The 20,421-nt window shown below is 42.1% G+C and carries 19 protein-coding genes; 18 read left to right on the top strand and 1 reads right to left on the bottom strand.

From position 1 onward, the window contains the following. The first annotated feature begins 11 nt into the window (after window positions 1-11). The 4 genes from MTT29_RS04460 (at window position 12) to MTT29_RS04445 (ending at window position 3,630) form a co-directional block, all read left to right on the top strand. On the top strand, window positions 12-1,211 hold the full coding sequence (locus tag MTT29_RS04460) for a phosphoglycerate kinase (RefSeq protein WP_429799892.1): 1,200 nt from the start codon (window positions 12-14) through the stop codon (window positions 1,209-1,211). Window positions 1,212-1,214: 3 nt separating this feature from the next. Then, window positions 1,215-1,895, top strand: coding sequence for a triose-phosphate isomerase (locus MTT29_RS04455; RefSeq protein ID WP_429799891.1), 681 nt, complete (start codon window positions 1,215-1,217; stop codon window positions 1,893-1,895). Between the two features lie 168 nt (window positions 1,896-2,063). Further along, on the top strand, window positions 2,064-2,882 hold the full coding sequence (gene fabI, locus MTT29_RS04450) for an enoyl-ACP reductase FabI (protein WP_429799890.1): 819 nt from the start codon (window positions 2,064-2,066) through the stop codon (window positions 2,880-2,882). Window positions 2,883-2,961: 79 nt separating this feature from the next. Continuing rightward, complete coding sequence (locus tag MTT29_RS04445; RefSeq protein WP_429799889.1) at window positions 2,962-3,630, top strand: DUF2625 family protein; 669 nt, start codon at window positions 2,962-2,964, stop codon at window positions 3,628-3,630. 810 nt (window positions 3,631-4,440) lie between these two features. On the opposite strand, the gene MTT29_RS04440 is transcribed toward MTT29_RS04445, so the two are convergent. Continuing rightward, window positions 4,441-5,547 carry an FtsW/RodA/SpoVE family cell cycle protein gene (locus tag MTT29_RS04440; protein ID WP_429799888.1) on the bottom strand — a complete coding sequence of 369 codons (1,107 nt, stop codon included), beginning with the start codon at window positions 5,545-5,547 and terminating at the stop codon, window positions 4,441-4,443. A 52-nt stretch (window positions 5,548-5,599) separates the two neighbouring features. Here MTT29_RS04440 and MTT29_RS04435 point away from each other — a divergent pair, with 52 nt between their 5' ends. The 14 genes from MTT29_RS04435 to mnmC all read left to right on the top strand — a co-directional run bounded on the left by MTT29_RS04435 (window position 5,600) and on the right by mnmC (window position 20,382). After that, window positions 5,600-6,571, top strand: a complete 972-nt coding sequence (locus MTT29_RS04435) for an RluA family pseudouridine synthase (RefSeq protein WP_429799887.1) — start codon at window positions 5,600-5,602, stop codon at window positions 6,569-6,571. Beyond that, window positions 6,504-7,178 (top strand): fibronectin type III domain-containing protein, encoded by a 675-nt coding sequence (locus MTT29_RS04430; RefSeq protein WP_180997159.1) that lies wholly within the window; start codon window positions 6,504-6,506, stop codon window positions 7,176-7,178. The genes MTT29_RS04435 and MTT29_RS04430 overlap by 68 nt, the downstream gene beginning before the upstream one ends. A gap of 118 nt (window positions 7,179-7,296) precedes the next feature. Continuing rightward, a complete protein-coding gene (locus MTT29_RS04425; protein ID WP_087581575.1) occupies window positions 7,297-7,710 on the top strand; it encodes a hypothetical protein in 414 nt (137 codons plus the stop codon). Next, complete coding sequence (gene trmB / locus MTT29_RS04420) at window positions 7,710-8,897, top strand: tRNA (guanosine(46)-N7)-methyltransferase TrmB (protein WP_429799886.1); 1,188 nt, start codon at window positions 7,710-7,712, stop codon at window positions 8,895-8,897. Before MTT29_RS04425 ends, trmB begins: the two co-directional genes overlap by 1 nt. Continuing rightward, entirely contained in the window at window positions 8,881-9,552 is a 672-nt protein-coding gene (locus MTT29_RS04415) for a cell division ATP-binding protein FtsE (RefSeq protein WP_004317228.1), read from the top strand. The genes trmB and MTT29_RS04415 overlap by 17 nt, the downstream gene beginning before the upstream one ends. Further along, window positions 9,539-10,354 carry a cell division protein FtsX gene (locus MTT29_RS04410; RefSeq protein ID WP_103570181.1) on the top strand — a complete coding sequence of 272 codons (816 nt, stop codon included), beginning with the start codon at window positions 9,539-9,541 and terminating at the stop codon, window positions 10,352-10,354. The genes MTT29_RS04415 and MTT29_RS04410 overlap by 14 nt, the downstream gene beginning before the upstream one ends. Continuing rightward, window positions 10,351-11,568 (top strand): murein hydrolase activator EnvC family protein, encoded by a 1,218-nt coding sequence (locus tag MTT29_RS04405; protein WP_429799885.1) that lies wholly within the window; start codon window positions 10,351-10,353, stop codon window positions 11,566-11,568. Before MTT29_RS04410 ends, MTT29_RS04405 begins: the two co-directional genes overlap by 4 nt. Window positions 11,569-11,641: 73 nt before the next feature. Further along, complete coding sequence (gene pyrH, locus MTT29_RS04400) at window positions 11,642-12,358, top strand: UMP kinase (RefSeq protein ID WP_004317255.1); 717 nt, start codon at window positions 11,642-11,644, stop codon at window positions 12,356-12,358. Window positions 12,359-12,376: 18 nt separating this feature from the next. Then, window positions 12,377-12,592: a DNA-directed RNA polymerase subunit omega gene (locus tag MTT29_RS04395; protein ID WP_429799884.1), complete on the top strand. Its 216-nt coding sequence runs from the start codon at window positions 12,377-12,379 to the stop codon at window positions 12,590-12,592. Then, the gene (locus MTT29_RS04390) at window positions 12,579-14,768 is read left to right on the top strand and encodes a RelA/SpoT family protein (protein ID WP_429799883.1); all 2,190 of its coding nucleotides are present in this window, start codon (window positions 12,579-12,581) and stop codon (window positions 14,766-14,768) included. The genes MTT29_RS04395 and MTT29_RS04390 overlap by 14 nt, the downstream gene beginning before the upstream one ends. A 9-nt stretch (window positions 14,769-14,777) precedes the next feature. Continuing rightward, on the top strand, window positions 14,778-15,986 hold the full coding sequence (gene tyrS / locus MTT29_RS04385) for a tyrosine--tRNA ligase (RefSeq protein ID WP_103637173.1): 1,209 nt from the start codon (window positions 14,778-14,780) through the stop codon (window positions 15,984-15,986). Beyond that, entirely contained in the window at window positions 15,987-17,078 is a 1,092-nt protein-coding gene (locus MTT29_RS04380; protein WP_021092139.1) for a nitronate monooxygenase, read from the top strand. Next, the gene (locus MTT29_RS04375) at window positions 17,075-18,520 is read left to right on the top strand and encodes an N-acetylmuramoyl-L-alanine amidase family protein (protein WP_429799882.1); all 1,446 of its coding nucleotides are present in this window, start codon (window positions 17,075-17,077) and stop codon (window positions 18,518-18,520) included. The genes MTT29_RS04380 and MTT29_RS04375 overlap by 4 nt, the downstream gene beginning before the upstream one ends. Continuing rightward, entirely contained in the window at window positions 18,517-20,382 is a 1,866-nt protein-coding gene (gene mnmC, locus MTT29_RS04370; RefSeq protein WP_429799881.1) for a bifunctional tRNA (5-methylaminomethyl-2-thiouridine)(34)-methyltransferase MnmD/FAD-dependent 5-carboxymethylaminomethyl-2-thiouridine(34) oxidoreductase MnmC, read from the top strand. Before MTT29_RS04375 ends, mnmC begins: the two co-directional genes overlap by 4 nt. The last annotated feature ends 39 nt before the right edge of the window (window positions 20,383-20,421 follow it).

Raw genomic sequence — 20,421 nt, 5'->3', positions numbered from 1 at the left:
AAGGGTGAAAAATGAGTGATATTTTATCGATCAACGACCTTGAGCTTAATGGTGCAAAAGTCTTTATAAGGTGCGATTTTAACGTGCCTATGGACGAGTTTTTAAACATCACTGATGACCGCAGGATCCGCTCAGCGATACCAACTATCCGCTACTGCTTAGATAATGGCTGCAGCGTGGTTTTGGCCAGTCACTTAGGGCGTCCAAAAAACGGCTATGAAGAGAAATTTTCACTTCAAGGTGTGGCTAAGAGGCTATCAAGACTGCTTGATAGAGAGGTGATATTTGCTGAAGATGTGATCGGAAATGACGCTAAAACAAAGGCTGCGGCTCTAAAGCCAGGCGAAATTTTGATGATAGAAAATTTACGCTTTGAAAAGGGCGAGACCAAAAATGACGAAGCTTTGGCAAAAGAGCTTTCAGGTTTTGGCGAATTTTACATAAATGACGCATTTGGCGTTTGCCACAGGGCGCATAGCTCGGTCGAAGCGATCACTAAATTTTACGATGAAAAGCATAAGGCAGCGGGATTTTTACTACAAAAAGAGATAAACTTCGCTCAAAATTTGATAAAACATCCGTCTCGTCCATTTGTCGCTGTCGTGGGTGGCTCAAAGGTAAGCGGCAAACTTCAAGCCCTACATAACCTTCTGCCACGCGTCGATAAGCTCATAATTGGCGGCGGTATGGCATTTACATTTTTAAAATCACTTGGCGAAAACATCGGAAATTCGCTCCTTGAAGAAGAACTCATCGAAGATGCAAGGCAAATTTTACAAAAAGGCAAAGAGCTAGGAGTGAAAATCTACCTACCAGTGGATGTCGTCGCTGCTCAGACATTTTCAGCTGAAAGTGCTGTAAAATACGTCCCCGCACAAGAGATCCCAAATGGCTGGATGGGGCTTGACATCGGACCAGCGTCGATTAGGCTATTTAAAGAGGTCATCGCAGATGCTCAAACTATCTGGTGGAACGGACCTATGGGCGTTTTTGAGATGGATAAATTTAGCAAAGGTAGCATCAAAATGAGCCACGCTATCATCGACACTCACGCGACAACCGTCGTTGGCGGTGGCGATACGGCTGACGTGGTCGAGCGCGCTGGGGATGCCGACGAGATGACATTTATCTCAACTGGTGGCGGTGCGAGCTTGGAGCTAATAGAAGGCAAAGAGTTGCCTGGCATAAAGCCGCTTAGAAAAGAGGAGTAGGTCTTGAAATTTCTAGCGAATTTAAAGTGCAACCACACAAGAGAGAGCTTTAGAGAGTACGCGAAAATTTTAGACGAAAATTTAAGCGCAAACGACGACGTGAGCGTCTTTGCTCCGGCTAGTGCCTTTGATGAAAAAAGGCATCTTTTTAGGCTTGGAGCGCAGAATTTCTACCCATGCGAGAGTGGGGCATTTACTGGCGAGATCGGCAAGGCGATGCTTGATGAATTTGAGATCAAAGATGTGCTGATCGGCCACTCTGAGAGGCGTGAAATTTTAAACGAAAGCGAGGAGTTTTTGCGAGCGAAATTTGACTTTGCCGCAAAAAATGGCTGGAATATCATCTACTGCATCGGCGAAAATTTAAGCACAAATGAAAGCGGAGCGACCAAAGAATTTCTAAGCCGCCAGCTTGAAAATATCGATCTAGATTATAAAAATTTAGTCATCGCCTACGAGCCGATCTGGGCGATAGGAACGGGCAAAAGCGCTAGCATAGAGCAGATAGATGAGGTGCTAAGTTTTTTAAAGACAAAGGCAAACGTGCCACTACTTTACGGCGGAAGCGTCAATGCAGCAAATATCGCTGATATCGCAGGTATAAAAAGCTGTGATGGGGTTTTAGTAGGCACAGCCAGCTGGGATGCGAATAATTTTTTAAATTTGATACGCGTTGTCTCGTGAGTGCTTTTTAATGAGTTCGAAATTTTAAGTCTGCGACAGGCTATTTGCCTAGTCTTGACCTAAAATTTCTACACAACATTAAAATTCATCTCACGATACTGCCGCTATTAAATTTGGTTTAAAATTTAAAAATCACTTAAAAGTCAAACAAAATAAAAAGGAGAAATGATGATACTAAAAGGTAAAAAAGGTCTGATCGTAGGCGTTGCTAATGCTAAATCAATAGCTTACGGCATCGCAAAAGCTTGTCACGATCAAGGTGCGCAGATGGCGTTTACATATCTAAATGACGCTCTTCAAAAGCGCGTAGAGCCGATCGCTGAGGAGTTTGGTAGCCAATTTGTCTACGAGCTTGACGTAAATAACCAAGCTCACCTAGACGGTCTTGCTGATAGGATCAAAAAAGACATTGGCGAGATCGATTTTGTCGTGCACGCTGTGGCTTACGCACCAAAAGAAGCGCTTGAGGGTGAGTTTGTAAACACCACAAAAGAAGCATTTGATATAGCGATGGGCACTAGCGTTTACTCGCTACTAAGCCTTACTCGCGCGGTCCTTCCAGTGCTAAAAGAGGGCGGCTCGGTGCTTACTCTTACATATCTTGGCGGGCCAAAATTTGTGCCACACTACAACGTAATGGGTGTTGCCAAAGCGGCACTTGAAAGCTCAGTTCGCTACCTGGCGCACGACCTTGGCGCGAGAAACATCCGCGTAAATGCGATCAGTGCAGGCCCTATCAAAACGCTTGCCGCAAGCGGTATAGGCGACTTTAGGATGATTTTACGCTACAACGAAGTAAATAGCCCGCTAAAACGCAACGTCACCACTGAAGACGTCGGCAACAGCGCTATGTATCTGCTTAGCGACCTAGCTAGCGGCGTAACAGGCGAGGTTCACTACGTAGATTGTGGCTATAACATCATGGGCATGGGCGACGTGGCTACCGATGCCGAGGGCAACACGATCCTAGCTTGGGACGCAAAATAATCTACTGATATAAATTTTGGCGGGGCGACTCGCCAAATTCTTCTTTTAAATTTCACCAAATTTATCGAAAGGACAGAAAATGAGAGCTTTAGACGAGCTTATAGATACAAATGAGCCAGGCTGGGCGCTGATCGAAGAGTGGCTAAAAGAGGCTAAAAACGACTATGAAATTTTACCTCGCGATGAGAGTAGGGCGCAAAGCGAGCTTTTAGGGCTTCAGGTCACCACTCGATCGCCGATGGGAGCGCTTGTTTATGGGTGCGGCGGCATAGCGATAGATGGCGGCTGGCTGCGTGTGCTTGGCTCAGGGTGCGAGCAGATGAAGCGCGGAATTTACAGCTTCAACCTTGGCAAAAGCTTTAGCGAAGCAGGGCAGATGCCTAGCTATTTGCTTGTAGCGGACGATGTTTTGGGCGGATTTTTCGCGGTAAATGGCGGCGCCTTTGGAGGTAAAGCTGGCAACGTCTTTTACTACGCACCAGATAGCGGCAAATGGGAGGATACGCAGCTTGGCTACTCACAGTTTTTATACTGGGCGCTAAGCGGGGATATATCCAAATTTTACGAGCTTTACCGCTGGGATGGCTGGCGCGAAGATGTGAATAAATTTAGCCTTGATAAGGTTATGTTTGCGCTACCACCACTTCTTTGGCAAGACGCCGACGTAAGGGCAAGGCTAAAAGATATGAAAAAAGATGGCGTTAATATTGATGAGTATTTTGATTCTTTGTTTAAGGGAGAGAAATAGATAAATTTTAGTAGTTTTGACAAAATTTAAAACCTCATTCACTCACAAGAGTTGACTATTAAAATTTGGCTTCGCTTACAGCTTATCTCAAATTTTAGATCCGAAATTACTCGTTCATGAAATTTTTAAAATTTGTCTGGCGCTTGCCGATACACAAACGCATGCAGTGCGTCAGCACGATTGTATGCCCCTCTAACGTTGTCGGGGTTAGGGGATTGTTAAGGGGGAAGGGAGCGACGTCGTAATTTAAGCCTCTTCCCCCTTAACAAAGAAGCAAACATTTAAATTTAATTAGATTGCTTTACAAATTTAAAACCTCATTCACTCGCAAGAATTGACTACTAAAATTTGGCTTCACTTACCGTTTAGCTCAAATTTTAGAGCCGAAATTACTCGTTCATGAAATTTTAAAATTTGTCTAACGCTCACCGATATGCAAACGCATGTAGTGCTTTAGCACTGAAGCATGCACCTCTAACGTTGTCGGGCTTTACTTCGACTTTGTCTCGTAACTGCAAAGCAGACAGGGAATTGTTAAAAAAAAAAAGGGGGGGGGGAGGAGCTTCTTTGCTTCTCAGGCTAGCAATTGCAAGCAGAGCGTAATTCAAGCCCCCTTGTCTCCCTTTGAATACAAAGTATCACAAATGAATTTTTTATATTTTCACACATTTTAAAATTTCATTCACCCCTAGGAATTGACTACTAAAATTTGGCTTCGCTTACAGCTTAGCTCAAATTTTAGAGCCAAAATTACTCGTTCATGAAATTTTAAAATTTGCTGCGATTGTTGTTAATTAAAAACGCATGAGCTTAAAATTTAAATTTCACCAAGCGGTAGGTCTGATCAAACCTAAACGTTAGCAGATTTTGCAGTATCCCAAAAAGTACCATGAAGGTGACAAAGCTGCTTCCGCCGTAGCTAAAAAACGGCAGCGGCACGCCCACAACCGGCGCAAAACCGATCGTCATCGAGACATTTACCCCCACATAAACAAAGATGAGTGCGGCTATGCCAGTGGCGGTCACCTGCGTGAAATAATCATTCTTAAGCCCGTAGTTTAGGCTAAGAAGATGCGTTATAAGCGCTCCATAAAGCCCCAGCAAAAGTAGCGCGCCATAAAATCCAAAACGCTCGATATTATAAGCAAAGATGAAGTCGCTTGTGGCGATTGGCAAAAATTTAAAGTGCGTCTGCGTAGCCTCGTCCTTTGGCTTGCCTTTTAGCCCGCCGCTACCTATGGCGATGATGCTTTGCTTTACGTGATAGCTTGGCTCTTCGGCGATGAAGTCGTGGATCCTCTTTTTTTGATAATCATGCAAATTTTCATACAAAACTGGCGCCAAAAAGCCTATGGCAAGGATGATACATATCCAAATTTTCTTATTTACGCCGATTACAAAAAGGATGGTGTAGCCAACTATCAAAAGTATGAGCGCGGTGCCAAGATCAGGCTCTTTCATTATAAGAGCAAAAGGCAAAAGTATGTAAAAACTAAGCCTTAAAAAGTCTTTTAGCCCGTATCCATCGGCCTCTGGAGGGCGCTGCTTAACTAGATAGGCTAGCATCAGCAAAAAGGCTGGCTTCATGAGCTCTGAGGGCTGAAGTGTGAAGTGAACGAAGGGAATTTCCAGCCAGCGTCTTGCTCCAAGCTTGCTAACACCAAAGATATCAACGCTTAGAAGTAGCACGATGCAAACCCAGTAAAACATCGGAATGATCCAGTCAATGCGTCTAATAGGCAGTAAAAATGCGATGCAAAATGAGACAAATCCGATGCCAAAATATACAAGTTGTTTGTTTGCCAAAATGTCGTTTGCTTCGGAGACTAGGATGTATGAGATGGCTATGATTGGGATGATTAAAAACGGCTGAATAAAATCAAAATGTGTTAAAATACGCCGATCTAGTTTTATCAAGAAGCAAACCTTAATTTTTGGGCTAGATTATATCACAAACAAGGCTTTGATTTTGGTTAAATTTAATGTTTCAAATAGCTCTAGACTCGACGTTGCAGTGGCCAAAGAGCTTCAAATTTCACGCAATCAAGCTTTAAATTTGATAAAAGACTCTCTTGTAAGCGTAAATTTAAAACCAGTCTCGAAACCAAGCTTTTTGTTAAATGAAAACGATGAAATTTGCGTAAATTTTGCCCCAAAAAAAGAGGTGCAAAACGAGTACGAAGTAAATTTTGAGATCCCTATCATCTACGAAGACGACGATCTCATAGTGCTTAATAAACCCCCACAAATCGTCGTCCACCAAGCCCCAAGCGTCAAAGAGGCGACGTTAGTTGAGTGGCTAAACAAAAAGGGCTTTATGCTCTCAAATTTAAACGGCGACGTAAGAGCTGGCATCGTCCACCGCCTAGATAAGGGCACGAGCGGCGCTATCGTTGTTGCTAAAAATAACTTCGCCCACGCCAAACTTAGCGAACAGCTAAGCGATAAGAGCATGGGGAGGATCTATCTAGCGCTCACCGACTTGCCCCTAAAAGAGGACATCATCATCGACAAGCCAATCGGCAGAAATCCAAACAACCGCCTAAAAAAAGCGATCGTCGCGGACGCTAAATTTGCAAAAAGTGCCTTTGTAAATTTGCTAAGCGAAGGCGGAGTAAATTTGATAGCGGCAAAGCTTTTTACAGGTAGGACGCACCAGATAAGAGTGCATCTTGCTAGCATAAATCGCCACATTTTAGGCGATGATTTATACGGATTTAAGAGCCAAGGCGATAAAATAAGCAGGGTTATGCTTCACGCTTATATGCTCTATTTTATCCATCCGCGAACTGGCAAAAGGGTAGAATTTACCGCAAAAACGTATGATGACTTTAACCAAATAATTTACAAAAAAATTCCCAAGGAGATTTTTGATGAAAAAATTTGCCCTACGCATATTGACACCATTTTTAGTAGCTTTCTTAGCGGGATGCGGCTCTAGCGTACCGACTCAGCAAAGCACGTCACTACCAACTATTACAAGCTTAAAAACCATTTCAGATATGACAGAAGTTGGCTTTGAGTGGAACCCAGTGAGCGACGAGAGCGTCGTTGGCTACTACCTTTACCGCTCAAATCCAAACGATGCAAACTCAAAAATGCAACTAGTTGCAAACATAAAAGACCGCTTTGCTACGCACTATGTGGATCGCGACCTAGCTCCAGAGACAACTTACTCATACCAAATGAGAACCTACTCAAGCAACGCCATCTCTCAACCAGGTGCGATCGCAACTGCGACAACTAAGCCACTGCTTGACTCTGTGCCATTTGCGCAAGCTATCACAGGGCTTCCAGGCCGTGTAAAAGTGATCTGGAGACCACATCCTGATAGCACAGTAGCTAGCTATATCATCCAAAGAAGCGATGCAGGAGCTAATAAATTTAGCCAGATCGCAGAGGTAAATGGCAGACTAAACGCCGAGTACATCGATACTGAGGTAAAACCTGGCAGGTCTTATGAGTATAGGATATTAGTTAAAACTTCTTCTGGCGTCATCTCAAAACCAAGCCAAAACATAAGCGCCACAACAAAGGAGTTACCCTAAATCAGTAACAAACGTCCAAGCGACCAAAAATGCACCAAAAAAGATCATTTTAACGTGGGATTATGCGCCAGCTGAGGACTTTTCGTACTTTAAGGTTTATAGAACGACTAGTAAATTTTTGCCTTACACATATCTAGCAAAAACGACTAGCAACACCTATGAGGACCTCATAAATACAAACGCAGCGACAAGGTACTATAGAGTGACAGCGGTCGATAAAGACGGTCTTGAGAGCTTGAAGCAAGAAGAGCCGATCGTTGGTAGCACACTTGGCGCACCAAAAACTCCAAGCATAAGCGCTAGCTACGATGGCAGCGGCGTAAATGTAAGCTGGAACGCAGTTGATAGAGCTAGCTCATACACAGTTTATCGAAGTGGTGCTAGCGAGAAAGTCTTTAGCGGTATAAGTGATACTGGGCTTAGAGATGACAGCGTCCAAAAAGGAGCTAGCTACTCTTACAGCGTCGTAGCAGTTGATGAGTACGGCATCGCCTCTGATAAGTCATCAAAAGCAGAAGTTAGCATAAAATAATGCCAAATTTCATCGCTTCGTCCTTAAAAGAGCTCTCGTTTCCATTTGGTAACGATAAGATCAAATTTCTTTGGCAAGCAAATGGCCGAAACGAGAGGCTCATCTACACAAAAAATGAAGAAGAGAGCTTTTTTCTAGTTGTAAAGCCTGGCAAAAATGGCGTCGTCGTAAAGGGAGAAAAGCTTACAAAGCCAGCTAAAGTTGGCCTTTTGCAAGAAGCCCTGGAGCTTTTTAAAGAGCAAAATTGCAACGGCATCATCAGCCAAGCATTTGCCGTGAAAAATACAAATTTAACCAAAAAAGTGAGTGAAATTTTAAGTCTTGAAGAGTTTGTGCCAGCATTTTGCGAGCTAAAGGATAAATTTGAAGAGATATTTATCGAGATAGGCTTTGGCTCTGGCAGGCACTTGCTCTATCAGGCTAAAAACAACCCAAATGCCCTAGTTATCGGCATAGAGGTCTATAAACCAAGCATCGAGCAAGTAGCAAAGCTAGCTAGGGCAAGTGCCATAGAAAACGTGCGTCTGATAAACACCGACGCAAGGCTATTACTCTCGCTTGTCGGATCAAATTTAGTTGATAGAGTGTTTTTACACTTTCCAGTGCCGTGGGATAAGGCTGAGCATAGACGCGTGGTCTCATCGGCGTTTGCACTTGAGTGTGAGAGGATACTAAAAGTGGGTGGTAAATTTGAGCTACGGACTGATAGCAAGGAGTATTGCGACTTTAGTTTGAGTAAATTTTTAGAGCCCACAAACTCAAAAATCGAAGCTTTTAAAAATAGAAATTTAGAGGTAACTAGCAAGTATGAAGACCGCTGGAGACGCCAAGATAAGGATATCTACGACGTCATTTATACTTGTGAGGTTAAAAGTAACGAGAGCGTTTTGGCTGGGGATTTTAGCTTTAAAGAAAAGACAAGTGTAAAAAATATCATTAAAAATTTTAAAAATTTCATCATAAAAAAAGGGGATCATTTTTTACATTTTGAGGAAATTTACACCATAAATGAGGGTGAAATTTTGCTAAAAGTCGCCTTTGGAGCGTTTAACAAACCAGAGCAGTGTTTTATCAAAATAAGCGATGAGAAAAGCGAATATTTTATAAAAAAACCGATCTTAATTCGTGAAAATTTAGCAGCACACGAGCTTTTGAAGGAGTATTTGGCTGATGCAAGAGATAATTAGTGCAAGAAATTTAAGCCTAGCTTATGAGCGCAACGAGGTTGTGATCAATAGCGTAAATTTAGACATCTACGCAAATGACTTTGTCTTTATCACAGGCAAGAGCGGAAGCGGAAAAAGCACGCTTTTAAAGTCATTTTACGGAGAAATTTCACCACTTGCAGGTGAGCTAAATGTCTGCATGACGCAAATGGACGATATCGATGACAAAAGACTTTGCGAGCTTAGGCAGCGAGTTGGCATTATATTTCAAAACTACCGCTTGATAAATGAGTGGAATGTCGAAAAAAACGTCATGCTACCACTCATCATCAAAGGCGTCAATCAAAATGTGAGCAAAAAGCAGGTGGCTAAACTTTTAAAGCACGTAAATATGCTTCACAAGGCCGATAAATATCCTCGCGAGCTAAGCGGCGGCGAGCAGCAAAGAGTCGCCATGGCAAGAGCGCTCGCGCACAATCCAAATTTGCTCTTATGCGACGAGCCAACGGGAAATTTAGACGAATACTCAAGCGACGTCATCTGGTCGCTTCTAAAATCAGCCAGAGAATTTCTAGGCACAAGCGTAGTCGTGGTGACGCATCACATCCCATCAACGCTTCGCATCCCATACCGCCACTTCGTCATAGAAAATGGAGGCGTGCATGAGATCGCTTAAAAACCACCTTGGATTTATCCTGCCGCTAATCGCGCTTTTATTTTCAGTGCAGTTTAGCCTTACAGCGGACAAGATCGTAAGAGAGTATGAGAGACTTATGGGAAATGACTACAACATCGTGGTGGTCTCAAACAAAGAGCTAAGCGAGCCAGTGCTAAAGCCAGTGATTAGCACGCTAGCAAGTGTAGAGCCACTAAGCCCGCAAAAGATAATAGATCGCCTATCAAACGATATCTCGGCTAAAAATTTATCCATCCTGCAAAATGCCTTGCCTAAATTTTACTCGCTAAGACTAAGTGAATTTCCATCGCCAGAGTATATGGAGGAGATAAAGCAAAAGCTTTTGAAATTTGATGGTATAAGCAAGGTTGAGACATTTTCAAAGACCCATGATAAGGTCTTTAAGATGTTAAATTTAGCCAAAAGTATATCGTATGCATTTATGGCGATACTTTGTGTTGTAGGGCTTATGCTTATGCTTAAACAGACTAAAATTTGGCTATTTGAACATAGAGAGCGCATCGAGATCATGACGCTTTTTGGCGCACCATTTTGGTTAAAATCAGCCATGCTATATAAATCAGCCATGGTTGATAGCATAGTTGCGACCATTGTTGTTGGTGCTTTTTTCTTTTTCTTGCCAAATTTTGAAATTTTTAGAGAAAATGCCGCAAGCATCGATGTAGTCTTGCCTAGCCTTGATCTTTCAAGAGATATATTTATCCTTTTTGGCGTGGCTGTGGTTTTAAGCATTTTTGCTGTTAGTTTAGTGATGAGTAAGGCTAGAAAAAGCACGATATGAAAAAAGGAATTTTTACATTTTTGCTAGCTTTTAGTCTAGCTTTTGCATCAAATACTAAAGAGAAGATAAAAGACTCTAAAAACTCGCTAAGATCGAGCCAGGTGATGAGTGAGCAGCTTAGTAAAAAGCTTGATGACTTGGCTGGTGATATCGTAACTGGCGAGAAAAAACTTCGTGGCATAAGTGGCGATATCACAAATTTAAAGGGTCAAATTTCAGTTCTTGAGACAAATGCTTCAAAAGCGCTTCTTGAGCTTGATGATCTAACAAAGCAAAACAAAGAGCTAGAGCGCACCCAAAAAGAGCTAGAGCAAAATATGATAAGGATCATCGCAGAAGATTTATCATTTGATCTTATGATGTCAGCAAGCGATGGCAAACAAAGCGAAGAGAGCATCATCTCGTCGCAAATTTTAACCAAGCTAAACGCCATAGCAAAAGAGGACTTTAAAAGGCTTAGCCAGAACTACGAAGATACGATAGAAAAGATAAAAAACAAATCAAGCAAGATAAATGAGATAAACTCAAGCATAAAAAACTATAGACGTAAGCAAAGTGATCTACAAAGCCTAGAGAGCACGCAGAAAAATACAATAAGCGGACTAAAGCGTGATAAAGAAATTTACAGCAAAAAGTTAGCCAAGCTTCAAGCCCAACAAGATGAGCTAAGAAAGACACTAGAACAGCTTGCTATCATGCAAAAGCAAGAGGATGAAGCCGCACGTGCAGCCAGAGAAAAGCAAGAAAGAGCGGCTAGCAAAGGTGACAAAAAAGGGTCAAAGAGCCAGCCAATGGGTGGAGGCTATCAAACAAGCTCAGTTAAGAGATATTCAGGCGCAAGGACGATCGCTCCACTTGATAGCTACTCTGTAAAGCAAAAATTTGGCAATTACGTAGATCCGATATATAACATCAAAATTTTTAACGAGTCAGTCGTGCTTCGCTCAAGCACCCCAGATGCGAAGGTAAAAAGCGTGCTAAATGGCAAGGTGGTCTTTGCTAAAGCGACACCTATGCTTGAAAATGTCGTCATCATAGAAAACGAAAACGGCATCCACACGATCTACGCTCACCTAAGCCAGATCGCGCCAACTGTAAAGGTCGGCTCAGTCGTGCAAAAAGGCTACGTCATAGGCCGAGTTAGAAACGATCTAACCTTTGAAGTAACGCAAAGAAACTACCATATCGACCCGCTTGAAATGATCTCAAAATAGTCACTTTGTAAGCGTTATTAGCTAAATTTAAAGCCTTTTTGGCTAAAATGCGTGAATTTCAAGGAGCATGACAATGAGTAAGAGAAAACGCGTATTGGTCAAATTTTCAGGCGAGGCCTTGGCTGGAGAAAATGGTTTTGGTATAGACACAGCTGTGCTTAAATTTATAGCAAGCGAGATAAAAGAACTCATCGACAATGAGATCGAAGTTGGCATCGTCATAGGTGGTGGTAACATAGTGCGTGGTGTGAGCGCTGCAAAAGATGGTATCATCAAGCGAACAAGTGGCGATCACATGGGCATGCTAGCAACTGTTATCAACTCGATCGCGATGCGTGAAGCTTTGGAGAGAAGCGGACTTGAAGTAAGAGTGCAAAGCGCGATCAAGATGGAGGCGATCTGCGAGACTTTCATCGTGGGACGTGCGCAGCGCCATTTGGAAAAGGGCAGAGTTGTTATCTTTGCTGCAGGCACGGGCAATCCATTTTTCACAACAGATACAGCAGCCACGCTAAGAGCTATCGAGATCGGCTCAGATATGATCATAAAAGCGACAAAAGTTGATGGCGTTTATGACAAAGATCCTAAAAAATTCAAAGATGCAAAACTTCTAAAATCACTAAACTACGAAAAGGCGATGAGCGATGACATCAAGGTTATGGACGACACTGCCATAGCTTTAGCAAAGGACAACGCACTGCCGATCTTAGTTTGTAATATGTTTAAGGCTGGAAATTTATTAAAAATAATAAATGAAGAAGAAGCAGCCCTATACTCAGTTGTAAAATAAATTTCAAAAAGGATAAAAATGAGAACAGAACAAATCACAGCAAGAGCGCTAAAACAAGTAGGAGATGACAGATATAAGCTTTCACTTATCGTTGCAAAGCGTGCAGAAGCGCTAGCAAATGGCGCGATAGCTTTAGTTAATGCTGATACTTCAAAGATGAAATTTGCTGACATCGCACTACTTGAAGTGGCTGAGGGCAAAATAGGCTTAGAGGCAATAGTTGAAGGAAAATAGTCTTTTTTTAGAGCAGTTAATCGAGCAAATTTTAGCTTGTAAAAACGTTTCAGAAGCGATAAAACTGCTCTTTTCTCTTTGTGAAAGAAGTGAAATTTTAGACAAAGCTATCGACAGCTGCGTCACATCTCACGCTGGACAATACCGCAAAAGTGGCGAACCATACGCAATCCATCCCATCTTAGTAGCCTCTATCGTAGCAAATATGGGCGGCGATGAGAGCATGGTCATAGCTGCACTCCTTCATGACGTGGTCGAAGATACTGACGTAACGTTAGGTGAGCTTCAGGCTGAATTTGGCGATGAGGTGGCAAAGCTAGTTGAAGGGCTTACAAAGATAGTTGCCATTAGAGAAAATAAGCTTGCAAGCTCAGATAGCAACGAAAAACTAGCAAGCTCGGCGCTAACTTTTAGAAAGATGCTCTTAATCTCCATAGAAGACGTCAGAGTTCTTGTCGTAAAGCTTTGCGACAGACTTCACAACATGCTAACGCTTGAAGCGCTAAGGCCTGAAAAGCAAAAACGTATAGCTGAAGAGACGCTTATGGTCTATGCTCCGATCGCTCATAGGCTGGGAATTTCATCGATTAAAAACATGCTTGAAGATCTAAGCTTTAAATACGCGATGCCAGAAGAATACGCAAAGATCGATAGCTACCTAAACAAAAACAAGCAGCAGCTTAGCCTAAAGCTAAATGCTTTTCACGAAAAGGTAAGTCAAATTTTGCTTGAAAATGGCTTTATCGAGGGCACTTTTGAGATACAAAAACGCATAAAACACTACTACTCGATCTATCTAAAGATGCAAAGAAAGGGCATTTCTATCGAAGAGGTGCTTGACTTGCTTGCCATTAGGATCATCGTGCAAAAGCCGCTTGATTGCTACCTTGCACTTGGAAATTTGCATATAAATTTTAACCCTCTCATCTCAAGATTTAAAGACTATATCGCGCTTCCAAAGCAAAATGGCTATCAAACGATACACACAACCATTTTTGATAACAAAAGCATATTTGAGGCGCAAGTTCGCACTTATGATATGCATAAAACCGCTGAATACGGCGTCGCTGCCCACTGGAAATATAAAAACGGCGAGGGCAGCCTCTTAAATCCAAAGCTTGACTGGCTAAATGACATAAGCATGCAAAATAGCGAGAACGAGGGCAACGTTGAAGAGCTCTATGAATACGCAAAAGATAGCCTTTATATCGAAGATATCGCAGTTTATTCTCCAAAGGGAGAGGTCTTTACATTGCCACGTGGTGCTACGGCGCTTGATTATGCTTATGAGATTCACTCAGAGATCGGACTTTACGCAAAAGAAGCTTATATAAACCGCGTTAGGATGCCGCTTCTAACGGAGCTAAAAAATGGCGACATCGTTAGGATAGTAACTGGCGAAGAGGCTAAATTTCGCTGTTCGTGGATAAATAGCGTGCGAACAGGCAAGGCAAAGGCGACGATAAGGTTATTTTGTAAGCAAAAGATAAGAGATATAAACTACAAAATGGCGATAGATATCTTAAAATCAGTATTTAACGTCTCAAAAGATAGAATTTTAGAGTGGATAGAGAGTGAAAATTTAGGCAAAAAGGTCTTTCGTGCGGCAACTGATAGCGAGTATCTGCAAGAAGTGGCAAATATGCTTAAAAAATACATCAGAAAAGAGCGCCCATTTATGATCTCTTTGGGCGACAAGTACCAGATCAAAAAGCAAAAATTTGAAAACATAGTGATCTACTCAAACCACAAAATTTCAAATGTCGAGTTTGATTATTGCTGCAATCCAAAAAGGGGCGATAGCATAGTCGGCTTTAAAAATGGCCACACCGTGACAGTGCATCACAAGCTTTGCGAGCGCGCTGGCAAGCTCATGGATAAAGGCGATGAGATCATCTTTGTCAAATGGACGAGAAATGCCCCACATAGGTATAAAATTTTATTAAATTTAGAAAACAGAAAAGGTGCGTTGGCTGAATTTTTAACATATCTTGCTAGACTTGATATAAATTTAGCTACAATCTCGCTAAACGAAGCAAATGATCTTAGCGGAGATACGTTTGAAATAAGCGTCGAAATAGCAGAAAACATCGATGCAAACGAGATCAAAGAGAAGATCAAAGATAGATATAAGATTATTGATTTTGTTTCGCAAAGCGACCCATATCATAATTAGGAGAGAAAAATGGTTCAAGATATAGATGATATTTTACAAGAGATAAACCGCGGCGTTGCTGAGATGATCGATGCTGAGAGAGTTGAAAATTTAGTTAAAAATTATTATGAAAAAGGCGAAAATTTCTACGTAAAAGCAGGCTTTGACCCAACAGCTCCAGACCTTCATCTAGGTCACACAGTCGTTTTAAACAAGATGGCTTTGCTTCAAAAACATGGCGCGATCGTGCAGTTTTTGATAGGCGATTTTACCGCTCAAATAGGCGATCCAACAGGCAAGTCAGCCACTAGAAAAAAGCTAGATCAAGAGACCGTTTTAAAAAATGCCAAAACCTATGAAGAGCAAGTTTTTAAAATTTTAGATCCTAAAAAAACTGTGATAATGTTTAACTCAAAATGGTCAAATGAGCTAGGAGCTGCTGGGATAATTGAGCTAACTAGCACATTTTCAGTAGCTAGGATGCTAGAGCGAGATGACTTTGAAAAGAGGATAAAAGCGGGCAATCCTATATCAATCTCTGAGTTTATGTATCCGCTTCTTCAAGGATATGATAGCGTTGCTATGAAGTGCGACATCGAAATGGGCGGTACGGATCAGAAATTTAACCTTCTAATGGGCAGAACTTTGCAGCGAACATATAATATCGGCAAAGAGCAAGCCGTCATCATGATGCCACTTCTTGAGGGGCTTGATGGCGTAAATAAGATGAGCAAGAGCCTTGGCAACTACATAGGCGTTACTGAAAATGCAAATGATATGTTTGCAAAAACGCTTAGTATAAGCGACGAGCTTATGTGGCGCTGGTATGAGCTACTAAGTACAAAAAATCTTGGCGAGATAGAAGAGCTGATGAATGACGTAAATAGTGGCAAATATCATCCAAAAAAGGCAAAAGAGGATCTTGCTTATGAGATAACAGCGAGGTATCACGGCGAGGAGGCGGCAAAGGCTGCTATGGCTGAATTTAACAGCGTGCACTCTCAAAATCAGCTCCCAACAGATATGAAAGAATTTAGCTTAAAGGCACCGATTTGGATAGTTGAAGCCTTATCTCAGTGCGGGTTAAGTGAGTCAAATTCTCAAGCAAGGCGAGATATAAAAGCAAACGCAGTTAGCATCAATCAAGAAAAAATTAGTGATGAGCAGTTAAAATTAGGAGCAGGCGAGTATATCTTGCAGGTTGGAAAGCGTAAATTTGCAAAGATAAAGGTTGAATAAATGGAGTTAAAGCCATTAAAAATAGGTAAATACGAGATAAAATACCCGATATTTCAAGGCGGTATGGGGCTTGGCATCAGCTGGGACAAACTAGCTGGCAATGTTAGCTTAGAAGGCGGTCTTGGCATAATTAGCTCAGTTGGCACAGGCTACTATGAAAACCGCAAATTTATAGATAAAGAGCTGAATGCAAAGCCTTTTGGAAGTGAAAATTTCTACTCTACAAGAGGCCTTCGAGCTGTCATAGAAAATGCACGTAAAATTTGTGGTGACTTGCCACTTGGCGTAAATATCATGTATGCTGCAAACGACTACGCAAGGGTGGTTAAAGACGCCTGCGAGGCTGGTATAAACATCATAGTCTCTGGTGCAGGTTTGCCTACAAATTTACCAGAATTTACACAAAATTTTAAAGAGATAGCACTTGTGCCGATCGTCTCGAGCGCAAAAGCACTAAAGATCATCTGTAAGCGCTGGCTACAAAGATATGAGCGCTTGCCTGATGCTGTCGTGCTTGAAGGACCGCTAAGTGGCGGACATCAAGGCTTTACATACGAGCAGTGCTTAGACCCTGAGTTTTCGCTATTTAACCTCATCCCGCAAGTAAAAGCTGAGATCAAAGAGTGGGGCGACTTTCCGCTCATCGCAGCTGGTGGAATTTGGGATAAAAACGATATCGAAAAGGCGATATCACTAGGTGCAGACGGCGTTCAGATGGGCACACGCTTCATCGGCACTCACGAGTGTGACGCAGACATCGGCTTTAAAGAGGTCTTGCTTGCAGCTGAAGAGAAAGACATCGAGCTTATAAAGAGCCCAGTTGGCTATCCAGCTCGCGGAATAAGAACAAATTTGATAAATTTAGTCGATAAAAGAATGGGTCCAAAGATCCAGTGCATAAGCAACTGCGTGAGCCCTTGCCAAAGAGGCAAAGAGGCAAAGCAGGTAGGATATTGCATCGCAGATAGGCTATTTGACGCATATAGCGGCAAAAAAGAGAGTGGGCTATTTTTCACAGGGGCAAATGGCTACAAACTAAAAGAGCTAATAAGCGTAAAAGAGCTAATGCATAAGCTGGTACATGGTGAATGAAACGGGTTTTAATATCTCTTTTTTTAGCATTTAGTTTTCTTTTTGCGACGACAAATTCGCAGACTTTTGCCAATTTCGATAGAAATTTTATGGCTCTAAACAGAAGCGCGAAGATCAAGCTTCACAACGATATAAAAAATATCTATGTCGATGCGATCATTAAAAACGATAAAAACACGAAAAAACAAGCGCTATCAAGGCTAATAACAAGCTCAAAGGCGCTTGGCTTTGACTCAAGCGCATATATAAGAGATCTAAATTCGATAAATGGCGTAAAAGGTGCTAGCATGCCAGCGGTTTCGCCAGCTTTAACGCTACTAAGTGCGACAAAGGTAAATGACACCTTGGTGCTTAAATTTAACACAAAGCTAGATACCGCAAGGCTAAAAACATCATTTGCCAAACAGCAAAACGCCTACAAAAACATCATGGATATTGATGGCAGGCTAAATGGCAACCCACTAACTTATAAAAATTTCATCTCAGACTACATCCACATCTCGCAGTATGATAAAAACACCGTTAGGATCATTTTTTCTGACAAGGTGCAAAAGACGATAAAGGCAAATGCAACTGGGGACTTGCTAATAATAAGCGCTCAAAATTTCATCTCAAACGAAAACGTAAGAGCGCCACTTCATAAGCTTAAAAATAAAAATGAAAAGCCAGCACAAAGCGCAGTAGAGCCAAATTTAAAGTCTGAGCCAGCACAAAGCGAGCCAGTAGAAGAGCCTTTGCCTCCAGTTGCGGCGGGTAAATTTTCACGCAACAAAACGATCGTCATCGACCCAGGGCATGGCGGCACAGACCCAGGCGCGGTAGATGGCAAACTGCAAGAAAAAACAGCCGTTTTAGGTGTAGCCAAAAAGCTTGGTGAGATACTAAAATCTCGTGGTTACAAGGTCTATTTCACCAGATCAACTGACGTTTTTATAAATTTAAGATCAAGAACAAAATTTGCAAACGACAAGATGGCTGACCTCTTTGTCTCCATCCACGCAAACGCCGCTCCAAACGCTACAAAAGCAAAGAGTATGCACGGCATCGAGACATTTTTCTTATCGCCTGCAAGAAGCGAGCGCAGTAAAAACGCAGCCGCACTTGAAAATAAATCAGACATCGAAGAGATGAACTACTTTTCGCAACAGACGTTTTTAAACGTGCTAAACCGCGAGAAGATCATCGCTTCAAACAAGCTTGGTATCGACATCCAAAAGGACATTTTAGCAAGCGCTAGAAAGGTCTATGCAGCCAGCGACGGCAGCGTGAGAGAGGCGCCATTTTGGGTGCTTGTGGGCGCTCTTATGCCAGCAGTTCTAGTCGAGATCGGCTACATCACGCATCCAGTCGAGGGCGAAAAACTCTTTGACGAGGCCTATCAAAAAGCCCTTGCAAACGGCATCGCAAACGGCATAGATGGATATTTTGCAAAAAATAGATGAAAAATGCAAATTTAAGCTTTAAAGGGCAAATTCCATTTAACGAAGAGTTTGGTGATATCTACTTTAACACCGACAAGCCCTGGCTTGAGAGCGAATTTGTCTTTGCGAGCGCACTTGATGAAATTTGGCAGAGCAAAGATAGCTTTAAAGTCGCCGAGACTGGCTTTGGCGCTGGGCTAAATTTCTTCACACTTTGCAAGAAATTTAAAAATAGCTCCAAAAAACTTCACTTCGTTAGTATTGAAAAAAGCCCTATTAAAAAAGAAGATCTTTTAAAAATTTATGAAAATTTAGGCATTTTTAAAGCCTATGCTAAAAAGCTAGTTTCGCTCTATCCGCCGCTAATTTCTGGCATACACCGCATAAATTTCGCGCCAAATATCACCCTTGATCTTTGCTACGGCGAGGCAGATCAAATTTTGCCTGAGCTTGATTTTAGCGCTGATATCTGGTTTTTAGACGGCTTTGCCCCAAGTAAAAATGGCTCGATCTGGAGCGAGGATGTCTTTAAACAGATCGCAAGGCTAAGCAGGGTTGGCACCATAGTTAGAACCTACTCGTGCGCAAAAATGGTAAAAGATGGGCTAAAAAATGCTGGCTTTTTACTGAGCCTAAAAGAGGGCTACGCTAGAAAACGCCAGATGAGCAGCGCCGTGCTAGAGAAAAAGGATGAAAATTTAAAGGACGCTTGGTTTGCTAGGTGCGAGCCAGTTGCCAGCGTAAAAGGCAAAACAGCGCTTGTTATAGGAGCAGGAGTGGCTGGACTTGCCACCGCTGGAGAGCTAGCCAAAAATGGCTTTAAAGTGGTGATCGCCGAGGCAAAGAGTGAGGTCGCGACAAATGGCTCAGGTAATCACTGCGGCGCCTTGATGCCACTAGTTACGAAGCCCGGGGTAAATTTAGGCCGCATGCACATAAATGCGTTTTTGCAAGCAGTGAGATTTTACAAGGCAAATTTGCCAAAAAGTCTCATCAAATTTAATGGCTGCATCGACTATGTATTTGATGATGAGCTTGTTAAAAGATACGCATCGTGGCAGGATCAAAATGCGGAGGATGTTTTTAAATTTGATGAGAGCTTAAAGCCATATCCTGGGATATTTATAAAAAATGCGGCTTATGCTAGACCAAGAGAAATTTGTAAATTTCTATCAAGTAACTTTGAAATTTTATTTAACCACGAGTACGAGAGTAGGACGCACCTGAAAAATGGCAAGATAAGTGTTAAATTTAAAAATAAAAAAAGCTTGGAGGCTGATATCTTGGTTTTTTGCACAGGCAGTAAAAGTAGTGAAATTTTTAAAGACTATGACATGCAAATAAGCAGCGTCAGAGGTCAAGTCACGCACCTAAAACCAGTGCTAAAAAACACTCTGCCACTAAGCGCAAAAGGCTACATCTGCCCAGCCGTCAAAGGGGTGCAAGTCATCGGCGCAACCTACGCTAGAAATGAAATTTGCGACACGCCTAAAGATGAGGATAATGCTAAAAATTTAAGCGATGTGAGTGAGTTTTTTGATGCCACAAAAGCCACCATCATCGGCTCACGTGTGGGATATAGAAGTTATAGCGGAGATAGATTTCCAATAATCGGCGCCTTGCATGACGAGGAGTTTTACAAGCAAAACTACAAAGGGCTATTTTGGAGTAAAAATAAAGATAACAATCCAAAAGCAAGCTACGAAAAAAATGTCTTTGTAAATTTTGCTCACGGATCACGTGGCCTTGGCACAGCGATACTTGGAGCAAATTTGATAATGGATCTTGTGCTTGCACGCCCACTTTGCATAGAAAGATCGCTATTTTTTGAGCTTCATCCTGCTAGGTTTTTGATAAGAAAGTTAAAAAAAGGACTAAAATAGTCAAATTCCTTAACATATGTTAAGAACTGTTATCAAAAC

It is taken from the genome of Campylobacter concisus, assembly GCF_050447485.1.
GTDB classification, from domain to species: Bacteria; Campylobacterota; Campylobacteria; order Campylobacterales; family Campylobacteraceae; genus Campylobacter_A; species Campylobacter_A concisus_BQ.
This window is presented reverse-complemented; position numbering and strand designations above follow the sequence as displayed.

What these genes read in the sequence shown, in the direction of transcription:
- trmB (WP_429799886.1), top strand. Translation starts at nt 7,710, where the DNA reads ATGCCAAATTTCATCGCTTCGTCCTTAAAAGAGCTCTCGTTTCCATTT.
- MTT29_RS04410 (WP_103570181.1), top strand. Translation starts at nt 9,539, where the DNA reads ATGAGATCGCTTAAAAACCACCTTGGATTTATCCTGCCGCTAATCGCG.
- mnmC (WP_429799881.1), top strand. Translation starts at nt 18,517, where the DNA reads ATGAAAAATGCAAATTTAAGCTTTAAAGGGCAAATTCCATTTAACGAA.
- MTT29_RS04430 (WP_180997159.1), top strand. Translation starts at nt 6,504, where the DNA reads ATGAAAAAATTTGCCCTACGCATATTGACACCATTTTTAGTAGCTTTC.
- MTT29_RS04395 (WP_429799884.1), top strand. Translation starts at nt 12,377, where the DNA reads ATGAGAACAGAACAAATCACAGCAAGAGCGCTAAAACAAGTAGGAGAT.
- MTT29_RS04460 (WP_429799892.1), top strand. Translation starts at nt 12, where the DNA reads ATGAGTGATATTTTATCGATCAACGACCTTGAGCTTAATGGTGCAAAA.
- MTT29_RS04405 (WP_429799885.1), top strand. Translation starts at nt 10,351, where the DNA reads ATGAAAAAAGGAATTTTTACATTTTTGCTAGCTTTTAGTCTAGCTTTT.
- MTT29_RS04375 (WP_429799882.1), top strand. Translation starts at nt 17,075, where the DNA reads ATGAAACGGGTTTTAATATCTCTTTTTTTAGCATTTAGTTTTCTTTTT.
- MTT29_RS04445 (WP_429799889.1), top strand. Translation starts at nt 2,962, where the DNA reads ATGAGAGCTTTAGACGAGCTTATAGATACAAATGAGCCAGGCTGGGCG.
- fabI (WP_429799890.1), top strand. Translation starts at nt 2,064, where the DNA reads ATGATACTAAAAGGTAAAAAAGGTCTGATCGTAGGCGTTGCTAATGCT.
- tyrS (WP_103637173.1), top strand. Translation starts at nt 14,778, where the DNA reads ATGGTTCAAGATATAGATGATATTTTACAAGAGATAAACCGCGGCGTT.
- pyrH (WP_004317255.1), top strand. Translation starts at nt 11,642, where the DNA reads ATGAGTAAGAGAAAACGCGTATTGGTCAAATTTTCAGGCGAGGCCTTG.
- MTT29_RS04380 (WP_021092139.1), top strand. Translation starts at nt 15,987, where the DNA reads ATGGAGTTAAAGCCATTAAAAATAGGTAAATACGAGATAAAATACCCG.
- MTT29_RS04415 (WP_004317228.1), top strand. Translation starts at nt 8,881, where the DNA reads ATGCAAGAGATAATTAGTGCAAGAAATTTAAGCCTAGCTTATGAGCGC.